Source organism: Asticcacaulis sp. AC466, from assembly GCF_000495815.1.
GTDB lineage: Bacteria > Pseudomonadota > Alphaproteobacteria > Caulobacterales > Caulobacteraceae > Asticcacaulis.
In genome coordinates this window covers 1-11,445 of record NZ_AWGE01000025.1, presented here as the reverse complement: position 1 = coordinate 11,445, position 11,445 = coordinate 1, and the positions used below count along the sequence as shown (strand labels likewise).

The following is an 11,445-nucleotide window of genomic DNA, read 5'->3' as shown; positions in this document are numbered from 1 at the left end:
AGTCTCTTCGCACTGGGGGCGAGCAATGGATAGATTTCCGAGTTGGTTCGGGCCAATTGCCCGGGCTCTTGCCCTTGTTGCTTTTTTGGTGACGATTGGCGAGTGGACCTCGCTTTTTGCGGCGCCTGCGGAATACCTACTTGAGCACCGCGCCGAGTCGTTAACCAAATTTCTTCATGTTTTGTTGATGCCTTATGGCCCGATTTATCCAGAAAGCCCCGTCAATGGCTGGCTGTTCTTGATTGGTGCCGTGCTAATTGCGGTGATAGGATACTTTATCGTTGTCGGATCGATGCGAAGCACGGTCGACTATCTAAATCAGTCGGAAGTTCCGTTCACTGTTCTCAATATAGACATGAAGCTCGAACTTTGGGGTAACGATCTTGAGCACTCCAGAGTTACTCGCACCCAAGAATTTTTCCCTAATCGGCCTCGAACTGATGCTTATGCTTTCAAGCATCAGGCGACAAGTGAGCGTGGGGAAATTGTGAGGGGAAATCTAGATATAACATCTAGACTAAATAACACTCTTATAACTAAAGACAGGCACTTATACTTTTCAAAGCGTTCGTTAGAAATTATAGAAGTATTTGATCGGCACCTTAAAACGAGCTTCTTCGCGACATACTTGCCAAATGGCATTGTTCACTCGCTTTACAAAAGCGGAGTAATGTTCAAGGACGTTGTTGTCCGTAGGATCGCACACACTTGTCATTTAAACGAGTATAATGGTGAAGATCCCATTTACCGGGTCACCTCGCCAAACCATATGGCGGCGAAAGTGGCGGTCCAGATCATGTTTCCTGAGCATGTTGAAATTGCGAGGATGACGTGTATGCGGATAAAGGATCTCAGAGTCGAGTATCTGCACCCCGAAGATATCACGACCGAGGGCAAGAGAACTTTTTCGGTCGAGGTGAGGAATTTGTATCGGGAAAGTTTGGAGCTTCGGTGGTCCTATAAATAGAGGCGGTTTGCTGGGAGGTGCTCCTAGGACGCTCAGGCGCTGCGCAGCATTTTCAATAGGCGCCGGAAGTCGGTTGGTCGAGCCCCGTACTTGCGGTTATGGGATATTCTGATCGGCTGAGAAAGTCTCTTTTACTCAACGACCTATGCGTTCGGTCCCGGCAGGGTTGCTCTGGAAATTTGCGACATTGCCTTATCGGAACGCGGCAATGCCATGCGCCCGGCTAATCAAATCGTTTGAACCTCACCTTGATCTCACCGGACTCTGTCCACTCATCGGCGGTCCAGCAATCGTGGAGATATTTGGCGATGCTGCGATATCCGGCCAGGTCGGAAGGCTTGGTGATGTAGCCTAAGGGACGGTCGCCATGCGGGGCGCCCACAACTTGCGAGGCCGGCGAACTCGACAGGATCATAATGGGGATCTTGCCCGTTTCGGGACGCGTGGCGACGTGCGCCACGAACTGGGCGCCGCTCATCTTTGGCAGGTTGAGATCGAGCAGTATCAAGTCGTATAGGTCGTGATATTTTTCCAGGGCGCGCAGGCCCGCCTCAGCGGTGGTTTGCCAGCTTATAGTGGCGGTGGGCGCTGTGTCCTTGAACCCCAGTTTCACCAGAGTCGCGTCGCCTCCGTTGTCTTCAATCAATAGGATTTGCATAGAGGTCCGCCTGTCCGTTGATCCGATCACCGGTTGTTCAATCATGGTGACTCAATGGTAAATAAATCTTCAACCGGGGCGTGAACGGAGTAGCGGGCGTTGCCCGTGGCCAAATTGGGCGACCAATTGACGTTGATATCTAAATGTGGTCCACTAAATTCGAGAGGCTCCGGTTTTAAGAGGGCTTTCAGATCAGAGGATTCGCACGTGCATCGGTTTCGGGTCTTGCCCCTTGTGGCGTTATTCACTGTTGTGCTCCATGGCGCGGCGCTGGCGGACCCAGCCACGCAGGCGCAAGGGCTGTCCGCCCTGGTGGATCCGTTTGTCGGCGTGGATGGCGGCTCGACCGTCGGCGGCAACACCGTGCCCGGCGCGCAAATCCCGTTCGGCTTCGTCACCTTCAGCCCGGACACCACGCGGGGCGATACCAACGGTTATGACTCAGCCAGCCCGATCATGGGGCTGAGCTTGACCCATGTCAGCGGCACCGGCGGTGATAGTCAGTACGGCAATTTCCGCCTGTCGCCTACGGTGGGGCCATTGCGCGCCAATCATCTGGTCTTCGCCAAGAGCCATGAGGTGGCCGCCCCCGGCTATTACAGTGTTGTCCTGGGTAACACGCCCGACGAAGCGATCAAGACCGAAGTGACGGCCACGCGCATGACGGGCTTCATGCGCCTGACCTTCCCGCAGACCGCGGGCGCGTCCGTGCCGGGCAATGTCATCCTCAACGTCAGCTCCATTGTCGAAATGGGCGGCAAGGGCCAGCGGGCGACGGCCTCCCATGTCGATATTATCGACGATCACACCCTGTCGGGCTGGGCCAGTTTCGAAGGCGCGTGGAACCCGACACCTTACAAGATTTACTTCTATGCCGTCTTTGATCGGCCGGCCCTGGAGGTCGGCGCCTGGCGGGCCAGTCAGGGGGGCTTTGACGCCCATCCCGGCACCGGCAGCCTGGACGGACTGCCGCAAAGCCTGAGCCCGGCCCATAAGCAAAGCGTCATGGTCGATTACGATATCGATCAGGCCTTCGCCCACAAATTGGGCGGCTATGCGCGTTTTGACATCGCCAAACAGCCGGTCGTTCAGGTCAAGGTGGCGGTGTCTTTTGTCAGCGCGGAGCAGGCGAGGGCGCATCTGGCCGCCGAAGCAACGGGCTGGGATTTTGACGCCGTGCGCCAGCGCGCCCAGGGGCTTTGGGACCAGGCGCTGTCAAAAATCACCGTAGAGGGCGGTACGGAGGCGCAAAGGCGCATCTTCTACACGGCGCTCTATCACAGCGAGACCATGCCGCACGACCTCAGCGGTGACAATGCGTGGTGGACATCGACCGAGCCGCATTACGAAGACTTCTACACGCTGTGGGACACTTTCCGGACGCTGCATCCCTTGCTGACCCTGATAGAGCCGCAAAGGCAGCGGGACATGATACGCTCCTTGTTGGACACCTATAAACACACCGGTTGGCTGCCCGATGCCCGCATAGCCGGTGCCAATGGCATGACCCAGGGCGGATCGAACGGCGACGTCGTTGTGGCGGATGCCATCGTCAAGAATCTGGGTGGCTTTGACTATGATCTGGCCTATGCCGCGCTCAAGACCGATGGCGAGGCCGAGTCGGACAAACCGCTGCTTCAGGGCCGGGTGCTAAAGGACTATCTCACGCTGGGCTATGTCTCCTTAAGCCAGCCGCGCTCGGCCTCGCGCACCCTGGAATATGCCTATAACGACTTCGCCATCGCCGAGGTGGCCAGCCAGCTTGGCAAACCGGACGATGCGGCGCGCTACCTGGCGCGGTCACAAGGCTGGAAAAAGCTGTGGGACGACAGCTTGGGCTGCATCCGCCCGCGCTATGCCGACGGGGCGTGGCTGGAAAACTATAGCTGCACCTATGACTATCCCGACAAGTCCACGCCGTGGTGGGAGGCGCCCTATTATGAGGGCAGCGGCCAGCAGTATTCGACCTATGTGCCGCATGATGTCGCCGGGCTGATCGGCAAGGTCGGCGGGGCGGAGGCCTTTACCGGCTGGCTCGATCGCCTGTTCGACACCGGCCACTATTCGCAAGGCAATGAGCCGGATATTCTGGCGCCGTATCTCTATATCCATGCCGGTCGCCCGGATCGGACGGCAAAGCGCGTGCGCCGGATCATGGCGGATAATTACAGCCTGCAGCGGACGGGCCTGCCCGGTAATGATGACGCCGGGGCCATGTCGTCGTGGTTCGTGTGGAACGCCATCGGCGTGTATCCCAATGCCGGCCAACCGGTTTATTACATCGGCTCGCCGCTCTTTTCGGCCAGCACGATCCACCTCGAAGGGGGCAAGGCTTTCACCATCCGCGCCCATAATAATTCGGCCGACAACCTCTATGTCGTCGCCGCCCGGTTGAACGGTAAGCCGATCGACCGTGCCTGGCTCACCCATGCGGAAATCGTCGCCGGTGGCGTGCTTGACCTTGATATGGCGTCCGTGCCCGGAACATGGGCACAGGCGTTTACCCGCCCGCCAAGCGTCATACCTTCCAAATGATCCGCGTCCTGACAGTCGCAACCTTCCTGGCGTGCCTGGCCGTCGTCGCGCCGGGTGCACCCGCTGTTGCGAAGGCGAAGGGGGACACGCTGGAACGGGTGGTCATCGTGATGCGGCATGGCATAAAGCGGCCCAATAGCGATCCGCCTTTGCCGCAGCGGCTCACTGATCAGGCCTGGCCGGTATGGCGCGTGCCGCCCGCCGCACTGACCCCGCATGGCGAGCAGGCCATTGCGCGTATCGCCGACTTCGATCGTTTGACCTATGCCGGCCTATTGGGGCCGGGGTGCCCGGTGGCGGGCACGGTACGCATTGTTGCGGATACGGATCAGCGCACGATACGGACGGCGGAGGTCTATGCCAACACGGCCTTTAACGGCTGTGATGTGCCGGTGGCACATGCCGGCGAAGGCCAAACCGATGCGCGGTTTTCCCCGTTTAACGCCGATGTCGCATCGCCGCCGCTCGACGGTGCAGCGGTGAGGGAGGAGGCCCTGACTTCGGGCGACATGGCCGCCATCGATACGGCGCATCACGCCGATTACGCGCTTTTGAGCGAGGTGTTGCAGATGAACAGCTCGCTGGGGTGTCGGACCGATCAGGTGTGCAGCCTGAACGACATGCCCTCGGGCCTCGACGTCAGCGGCCGCGATCCAAAGGTCAGCGGCGCCTTGAAAATAGCGTCCAGCCTGTCGCAGATTCTCATGCTGGAATATGCCAACGGCTTCCCGATGAGCGACGTGGGGTGGGGTAGGGTGAGCAAACGCCAGATTACGGCGGCGTCGGCGCTGCATGCCGAAGAGTTCCGGCTGATTGCCCGCCCGAAGGCCGTGGCGACCTATGCGGCGGCCGGGCTTCTGAGCGAAGTGCGGTCGGCTCTGTTCGACCCTGCGGCCAGCCGTTATACGCTTCTGGTCGGTCATGACGGCAATCTGGCCTATATCGCCGGCGCCCTGGGGTTACACTGGCAGGCCCGGGGCTTTGCCGCCGATGATCCTCCGCCCGGCGGCGCGCTGATCTTCGAACTGTGGCGGGATGGGGCCGGGCGGGAATTTGTCCGTGTGCGGTTCCGTTCGTCATCGCTTGAGGGCATGCGGTATCTCACGCCCCTCTCTGAGAGGGCGTCCAAACGCATTCCTATCTTATCGTGCGGCAAACAGTCCGAATGCGGAGCGGCGCAATTCCGCGCGCTTATGCCTTAAGATATCGGCCGCCATGTCCGGATTGTGCGCGAAGGCGCCAACGCGGGTAGCCTGTTACGCCTGCCGTTCGTCTCGAATTGGCAGCGAGCCTTCGAACCTAATCTGAACCCGGCTCATTCCGCCTACGCGCTGGGAGTTGACAACGCTGAATCGAGGGCTTTTAGCGCCCGCATTGGAAATCCTCTAGAGCCGCCCCAGGCTTCTCTGTAGCCGTGGTCGCCGTATCTCTTCCAGATGCTGTGACCGACGGATTGAACGGCCTGCGCGTACTCGTCTAGATTTACGCGAGCTTCGAAATCGACGATACCCTTTTCTTCTGGCAACATCGCACCAATGTCTGCAAAAGTAAGTATCCGAAGCCTAGCCAAAGGTTTCCAAGTTTCGTCCACTATCAGACGCCATTCCATTGGTTCGCCGTCAAAGCTAGCCTCAAACCGCGTCGAGCGAAGTGCCGCCTGAAGCCCCGTTCGAATAAGATCATCGAGCGCGTCCGTGGTATAGCTAAACGCTCCAACGTCGACACTCCGGTCTCCGACAATTAGCTTAAAGCTCGACCAACCATACTTCCCTATGTCATATTGAATCGAGGTCGTGACTGGTTCCATTTCATTCTTGGTCTCCGCCCGGCCCGGCGACGGATAAATGGCTATTGCTGCGGTCGTCGCACTGAACGCGAGGAAGTCTCTTCTGTTCATCCTTCAATCCTCCCGTGTCGGATCAAGAGTAGCGCAACGGTAATTTGACACTTCGGACATTATGAGGGCTCCGCCAAACTTCCACCTTAACTCTCTAATGCAAAGCCCGAATGATACCAAATTTTGGCTGCTTTGGACGTGCAGAAGAATAGAACGTCCCATGGTGGCGTGTCATGGCCAAAGAAACCGATAAGATGCGAGAGCATTTATTATACCGTTTCGAGTTGTTGGCGCGGCGCGAGCAAGACAACTCGTCGCTCGGTGAAAAGTGGGCGTCTTGGATATATGAGACTGCGTCAGACTACGGGACTTCTATATTTAAACCCGTTTTCTCACTGATAATTGTATGGTTTGGCTTTGGTTTACTCTACATGTTTTTATTCCATCCGGAGTTCAACTCGCACGACGACTGGATGATGGCCTTTTCAGTTTCGACAGCGCGCCTTTTCCCATTTGGGGGCTTTGGCACGCTTAGCCAGATTTATGCGGACCACATTAACTCCGCCAATAACCCAAGCGGGGCGCACGCCTTTATGTATTTAGCCACACTCCAATCGATCATCGCAACAATATTGCTCTTTCTTACGGCGCTAGGCATCCGTCGAAGATTTCAAATCAACTAACGAAGATTGCAGATATGCAACATGCAACGACGTGACGGTCCTGCAAAACCTCCAAAGTGGCACTTATGCCCCGGACTGGCCACCTCTCTGGACAATACAGCCTGTTTCGATAGGCTAAGGCCGCGATACGGGGGACGTGATGAAGAAAATGGGCTGGCTGATTTTGTTCGCGTGCGTCTGCGTTTTGCTGGCTGTGACCTGGCAGCTCTTCGCGTTGCAGGTATTTTTGCCACCTTTCCAGTCGCGCCATGCCGCGCCGCCTGCGACGCTCACGCCAGTAGCCACAACCTTTTCGCCGGCTCAAAAGCTGGCGGGGCGTAAAGATTGGCGATACGACGGCATGCACGATTATGCCGCAGATGAAACCTTTGTCCCGCAACCGACTGACTATGTTCGGTTGGCGTTCCTGGCGTCGACCGTGGAAAAACCTTTCCAGGTCATTTTTATCTCGGATGCCCCGTTCCCGGTGAACGATTTCAGGCTTGAATACAATCTTCCCGTTTCGCAGGCAGCGACGGCCCACGTTTTAAACGAAACCCAGAGGTTGCCTTGCCTTGAGGCGTCGGCTGATTTGAAGATGCGAGACGATGTGTTCGATGTCAGATACAGAGGCAAAGACACTATTGTTCGCCGTTGTCTGATATCGAGGACGGATGGATGCGCCTTTCTTACGCGATCACGGCTGTATTTGCAGCTCTTTGCGCATCCGAGCCAGGACGCCATTTCCAGCATGGTCAATTTGGAACACCGGGTCGCGTGTCCTTCGACCTTATTCGATCTGGCCCTTGACCGGCGTGGGGCCGGACTCAGCCGCACGCGGTTGCAATTGAGTGGTAAGGGTATAACGTACCTGCAACCTGGGATGGGATTGGGCTGAGGCTTATGGGGGGATTGTTTTTGGTGTTGGCCTTGGCGGGCCTGCCCGCCGCATCAACAGCCGGCCGTCACCGGTCGTAAGTCAGGTGCCGGGTGCCGGGTGTCGGTGCAAGCACCCGTGACGGATGATGCAAAGGGACGCGCTTAAAGGAACAGGCGGCCAAAAAGATAACAGCTACGAGGAGGGAACCCTATGACGCTTTCGCATAAAAAATGGCTTTTGGCCCTTGTGCCCCTATGTATCGGCCTTGCGCAGTGTGATGTTGTCGAAGCCATTCACAATCCGCAGCCCAAGGACGGGCCGTATGCCTATGACTTAATCCTCAAGACATCTCCTAAAGCGGAAGCGGCTTTAAAGACGGCGGAATATCTTCAGGCAGATGCCTATTATTACGGTATTCCGAAGCCTGGCTTTACAGGCGAGGTTGACCCTGCTCATCGCGTGTACATAGGGCAAGAACGGTGGAATTTCTCTGCAAAACTACGTCGTGTTCATCTGTACGCGGACGCCGTCGACCCAAATAAATTGCCCGATGGCGTCGATGGTGAACCCATGGTGTTGGTAACTGTGGTTGGCACAGGCGCTCCCGAAAAGTCTGTGACGTGCCATCAGTATCTCGGCTCTGTACGGGCTGCCCATGAACACTCCCCCGAGATGCATTGCGAACTTGAAGGGGAAAATTATTGGGATGGGCTAGCGGCCAATTCCGCCGCAAGCAGCGCGGACCAATAGACGGGCGTTGTGGGTGGGCCGATCTGTCTGCCCGTTGACAGGCGCGTCGTTCGGCCTTGGAGAGGCGGCATGTCCGCCATGATGACCCCGATTACAACCCAGACAGACGCCCCGCCGAAGCGCGAGGCCGTCTCATTTCCGAACCGGCAAACTCCCGCGCCTCCGCCTTTTATTTCATGAGACTCATACCCACGACCGCAATGGTGTCTGAGGCACCTAATCCGTTGGGCGGGGCTTAAGGCATCCTGTCAAACCGGGGCAGGGCGGGGTCGAGACAGTCCCAGGCGTGGCCGGAGGCAGTGTAGGTTACGATCTGTGGCTGATAACGTTCAGGCTCATCGAGGCTGGCGGCGCGCACGGTGAAAATATCCGGTGTCGCGGCAAAGGTCATCAGGGTCGGTGAGCCGCAAATCCGGCAGAAGTGGCGTGTTTTCAGGTTGCCGCTATCGGCCCGCATGTCGAATTGTGCGGCGTCGCCTGTGATCCGGGCACCGTCGCGCGCGAAAACGATATGGGAGGCATGACCCGTGCCGCTTTCATGTTGGCAATCGCGGCATTGGCAATCGACCATGGCTATGGGCTCTCCGGCAATATCGTAACGCAAGGCTCCGCAGGCGCAGCCGCCGGTCCAGTTTTGTGTCATTCGGCACCGTCCGTTTCGCTGAGGGCTGTGGCCAGTCTGGGCAGGATTTTCTTCCAGCCGTTGCCCATGTTTTCGAAGGCGGTTTCGTTCTTGGGGAGTACAAATCCGGAATGGGCCAGACGCACCCGCGTGCCGCCTTCGCCCGGCATCAGCGACCAGGTGACGACGGTGTCCAGTTTGGAGCCATAGCCAGTATTCCCGTCGTCTCCGCCTTTCCAGCTGTAGACGAAGCGCGTCAGGGGGACGAGTTCGAGGATCTGGCAGTGAATAATGCCGTCCCAGGCGCCGGCGGGTGTCGTTTTGAAGGTGAAGCGGTTCCCCACGACGGCTTCGAAACCCGATGGCGGCATCATCCAGCGCGCCATCAGCGTGCCGGACGTCAAGGCGTCCCAGATGAGCGCCGGCTTATGCGGGAACACCTCATCGACGATGATGGTTTGTGTGTCAGTCATTATCAATTTCCTTCAAAAGTTCACGCAGATTGTCGAACCGGCCCTGCCAGAAGACGCCGTAGTGCGTCATCCATTCGACGAGCGGCGCCAGGCCTTGCGGTTGAGCGCGGTAAAAGACCTTTCGGCCTTCGGGCCGTTCAGCGACAAGCCCGGCCAGACGAAGCGCCTTAAGGTGCTGGGATACGGCGCCTTGGGTTACTCCACTATTGCGGGTCAGATCGGCGACCGTGATTTCGTCCGTGCCGGCAATCCGTTCGTACACGGCCCGGCGGGTGGGATCGGAGAGGGCGCGCAAAAGGGCATCGATGGATGGGGATTGGATCATGGAAATAAATTAGCATGTGCTAATGCATTAGTAAAGGCTAATTGAATTGGTGGCCTGGATGCACGGAATCCGGGTAGACAAACGCTGCATTTTGCGTTGCTCTTGTCAGGTCCGATGGCGTTCATGTCATCGCGGCTTAGCCGGGAGGCAGTCATGACCCGTATCCATCTGTCGCGCCGAAGCTTTGTGACGGGCGCTGCCGCCTTGGCGGGGCTAATGCCGAGTGCGTATGCGGCCGAACCGAAACTGGCGATACCCGTTGTCGATAGCGTCGCGATACAGATCCTTGTCGACAGCAGCCTGTTCGGGCCCTTTCTGGACGACATCGAGAAGCCGGGGCTGACGCTTCAGCGCAACAGCCGGCTAGGCCCGCCGGCGCCGCGCATGAGCGGCAAGACATTGGAAGGCCAGTTCGGTCTGTCCCTGCTCAATGAATCCAGAAAGGCGGGGCAGGTCAGACGTGTGCTGATCGACTTTGGTTTTACGCCAGATGTGTTGGCCAACAATCTGTCCGAGTTGAAAATCGATCCGTCGCAGATCGACGCGGCCGTATTGAGCCATGGGCATATCGACCATTACGGGGGATACAGGGGCCTGTTCGCGCAGAAGCGGCCCGAGCGGCCTTTGGCTCTCTATGTCGGCGAAGAGGAAGCCTTTTGCGAGCGCACAGGCCTTGGTGGCAACCCGCCGATCATCATGGGCGCGTTGGATCGGGCGGGCCTGAAGGACGCCGGTTTCGACGTGCGCCTGGCTCCTGATCCGACCGTTATCGCCGGTCACGCCTTCACCACCGGCATCATTCCCATGACGACGACCGAGCGGGCGGCGATACCCACGCAAATGCATCCGGGGGTGGGCTGCGACGCCCATCTTATCTCGCCGTCGAAGCTGGGGAAGGACCTGATCGCTGACGACGGCGAACATGAGCTGGCGACGGCTTATGTGGTAAAGGATCGTGGCCTGGTGGTGATTTCCTCCTGCGGGCACCGCGGGATTCTGAACTCCATCAAGCAGGCGCAGCGCATATCCGGCATCGACAAAATTCACGCGGTAGTCGGCGGCTTTCATCTGGTCGAGCCTAGGACCGAAGCGGAAGCCAGGGCAACGGCGGCTGCGCTTAAGGAGATCGACCCGAATTACATCATTCCTCTGCACTGCACCGGAGAGGTGTTTATCGCAGAAGCCATGCGCCTGATGCCTGAAAAGGTTATTCGATCCTATGTCGGCAACCGCATTATTTTGGCGGCCTAGGGGGACGTGTCGAATAATGAGCATTTTGTAGAGCCAACTGGCGACCGCCAATACCGCGTTAGGGCCGTAGGTGCGAAGCGCGCAAGCGCCATAACGGACGCCCAGGCGAAAGGTATCGAGCGTGCCAAAGCACTTAAGCCTGACCACAGGTGGCGTCTTCCTGCCGCCGTCTCTGGTTGTGGGGGTTTACGGCATGAACTTCGCCGATATGCCGGAATGGCACTGGAAATACGGCTATGTCTTCGCGATCGCCGTCATGTTGCTGTTTGCCGTGATGCCATGGGTGTATTTCAGTCATAAGAAGTGGCTGTAGGGGCGGGGGGCAGCGTTCCGGTTTAGTGAAAAGGTTTCGGGGATAGAAATGCCTGTTTCATTCCGGAAGGAGCGGATAGCGACGCGACACTAGTCGCTTTATAGTGCAGGGATGGTATATGAACGCGTATATATGGTCTGGACTTTTACGACGGGCCTCGCACCGGCATTGT

At 57.8% G+C, this 11,445-nt stretch carries 13 protein-coding genes; 8 read left to right on the top strand and 5 right to left on the bottom strand.

All coding sequences use genetic code 11. From position 1 onward, the window contains the following. Positions 1 to 25 precede the first annotated feature (25 nt). The gene (locus AEAC466_RS42070; RefSeq protein ID WP_023460021.1) at positions 26 to 967 is read left to right on the top strand and encodes a hypothetical protein; all 942 of its coding nucleotides are present in this window, start codon (positions 26 to 28) and stop codon (positions 965 to 967) included. Positions 968 to 1,190: 223 nt separating this feature from the next. Here the strand turns inward: AEAC466_RS42070 and AEAC466_RS0122930 are convergent, their stop codons facing one another. Then, positions 1,191 to 1,625: a response regulator gene (locus AEAC466_RS0122930; protein ID WP_023460020.1), complete on the bottom strand. Its 435-nt coding sequence runs from the start codon at positions 1,623 to 1,625 to the stop codon at positions 1,191 to 1,193. 207 nt (positions 1,626 to 1,832) lie between these two features. On the opposite strand from AEAC466_RS0122930, the gene AEAC466_RS42065 reads away from it, so the two are divergent. Both AEAC466_RS42065 and AEAC466_RS42060 read left to right on the top strand, forming a co-directional pair. Then, the gene (locus AEAC466_RS42065; protein ID WP_031239546.1) at positions 1,833 to 4,160 is read left to right on the top strand and encodes a GH92 family glycosyl hydrolase; all 2,328 of its coding nucleotides are present in this window, start codon (positions 1,833 to 1,835) and stop codon (positions 4,158 to 4,160) included. Continuing rightward, complete coding sequence (locus AEAC466_RS42060; protein WP_155913873.1) at positions 4,112 to 5,362, top strand: histidine-type phosphatase; 1,251 nt, start codon at positions 4,112 to 4,114, stop codon at positions 5,360 to 5,362. Before AEAC466_RS42065 ends, AEAC466_RS42060 begins: the two co-directional genes overlap by 49 nt. Positions 5,363 to 5,484: 122 nt before the next feature. Here the strand turns inward: AEAC466_RS42060 and AEAC466_RS42055 are convergent, their stop codons facing one another. Beyond that, positions 5,485 to 6,057: a hypothetical protein gene (locus AEAC466_RS42055; protein ID WP_023460017.1), complete on the bottom strand. Its 573-nt coding sequence runs from the start codon at positions 6,055 to 6,057 to the stop codon at positions 5,485 to 5,487. Between the two features lie 173 nt (positions 6,058 to 6,230). Here AEAC466_RS42055 and AEAC466_RS42050 point away from each other — a divergent pair, with 173 nt between their 5' ends. The 3 genes from AEAC466_RS42050 (at position 6,231) to AEAC466_RS42040 (ending at position 8,289) form a co-directional block, all read left to right on the top strand. Further along, a complete protein-coding gene (locus AEAC466_RS42050; protein ID WP_023460016.1) occupies positions 6,231 to 6,680 on the top strand; it encodes a hypothetical protein in 450 nt (149 codons plus the stop codon). 139 nt (positions 6,681 to 6,819) lie between these two features. After that, positions 6,820 to 7,557, top strand: coding sequence for a hypothetical protein (locus tag AEAC466_RS42045; RefSeq protein WP_023460015.1), 738 nt, complete (start codon positions 6,820 to 6,822; stop codon positions 7,555 to 7,557). A 192-nt stretch (positions 7,558 to 7,749) separates the two neighbouring features. After that, complete coding sequence (locus tag AEAC466_RS42040; protein ID WP_023460014.1) at positions 7,750 to 8,289, top strand: hypothetical protein; 540 nt, start codon at positions 7,750 to 7,752, stop codon at positions 8,287 to 8,289. A 235-nt stretch (positions 8,290 to 8,524) separates the two neighbouring features. On the opposite strand, the gene AEAC466_RS42035 is transcribed toward AEAC466_RS42040, so the two are convergent. Genes AEAC466_RS42035 through AEAC466_RS42025 form a run of 3 tightly spaced genes read right to left on the bottom strand, consistent with a single transcriptional unit; the run spans position 8,525 to position 9,709 of the window. After that, positions 8,525 to 8,932, bottom strand: a complete 408-nt coding sequence (locus tag AEAC466_RS42035) for a GFA family protein (protein WP_023460013.1) — start codon at positions 8,930 to 8,932, stop codon at positions 8,525 to 8,527. Further along, positions 8,929 to 9,384 carry an SRPBCC family protein gene (locus tag AEAC466_RS42030; RefSeq protein WP_023460012.1) on the bottom strand — a complete coding sequence of 152 codons (456 nt, stop codon included), beginning with the start codon at positions 9,382 to 9,384 and terminating at the stop codon, positions 8,929 to 8,931. The genes AEAC466_RS42035 and AEAC466_RS42030 overlap by 4 nt, the downstream gene beginning before the upstream one ends. Next, positions 9,377 to 9,709, bottom strand: a complete 333-nt coding sequence (locus AEAC466_RS42025; RefSeq protein WP_023460011.1) for an ArsR/SmtB family transcription factor — start codon at positions 9,707 to 9,709, stop codon at positions 9,377 to 9,379. The genes AEAC466_RS42030 and AEAC466_RS42025 overlap by 8 nt, the downstream gene beginning before the upstream one ends. 153 nt (positions 9,710 to 9,862) lie before the next feature. Between AEAC466_RS42025 and AEAC466_RS42020 the strand changes: the two genes are divergently transcribed. Continuing rightward, positions 9,863 to 10,960, top strand: coding sequence for an MBL fold metallo-hydrolase (locus AEAC466_RS42020; RefSeq protein WP_023460010.1), 1,098 nt, complete (start codon positions 9,863 to 9,865; stop codon positions 10,958 to 10,960). A gap of 121 nt (positions 10,961 to 11,081) precedes the next feature. Further along, a complete protein-coding gene (locus AEAC466_RS45075; RefSeq protein WP_023460009.1) occupies positions 11,082 to 11,273 on the top strand; it encodes a CorA family divalent cation transporter in 192 nt (63 codons plus the stop codon). Positions 11,274 to 11,445: the final 172 nt, after the last annotated feature.

Coding starts and splice junctions, on each gene's coding strand:
- AEAC466_RS42070 (WP_023460021.1), top strand. CDS start 26: ATGGATAGATTTCCGAGTTGGTTCGGGCCAATTGCCCGGGCTCTTGCC.
- AEAC466_RS0122930 (WP_023460020.1), bottom strand. CDS start 1,625: ATGCAAATCCTATTGATTGAAGACAACGGAGGCGACGCGACTCTGGTG.
- AEAC466_RS42060 (WP_155913873.1), top strand. CDS start 4,112: ATGGGCACAGGCGTTTACCCGCCCGCCAAGCGTCATACCTTCCAAATG.
- AEAC466_RS42055 (WP_023460017.1), bottom strand. CDS start 6,057: ATGAACAGAAGAGACTTCCTCGCGTTCAGTGCGACGACCGCAGCAATA.
- AEAC466_RS42050 (WP_023460016.1), top strand. CDS start 6,231: ATGGCCAAAGAAACCGATAAGATGCGAGAGCATTTATTATACCGTTTC.
- AEAC466_RS42045 (WP_023460015.1), top strand. CDS start 6,820: ATGAAGAAAATGGGCTGGCTGATTTTGTTCGCGTGCGTCTGCGTTTTG.
- AEAC466_RS42040 (WP_023460014.1), top strand. CDS start 7,750: ATGACGCTTTCGCATAAAAAATGGCTTTTGGCCCTTGTGCCCCTATGT.
- AEAC466_RS42035 (WP_023460013.1), bottom strand. CDS start 8,932: ATGACACAAAACTGGACCGGCGGCTGCGCCTGCGGAGCCTTGCGTTAC.
- AEAC466_RS42030 (WP_023460012.1), bottom strand. CDS start 9,384: ATGACTGACACACAAACCATCATCGTCGATGAGGTGTTCCCGCATAAG.
- AEAC466_RS42025 (WP_023460011.1), bottom strand. CDS start 9,709: ATGATCCAATCCCCATCCATCGATGCCCTTTTGCGCGCCCTCTCCGAT.
- AEAC466_RS42020 (WP_023460010.1), top strand. CDS start 9,863: ATGACCCGTATCCATCTGTCGCGCCGAAGCTTTGTGACGGGCGCTGCC.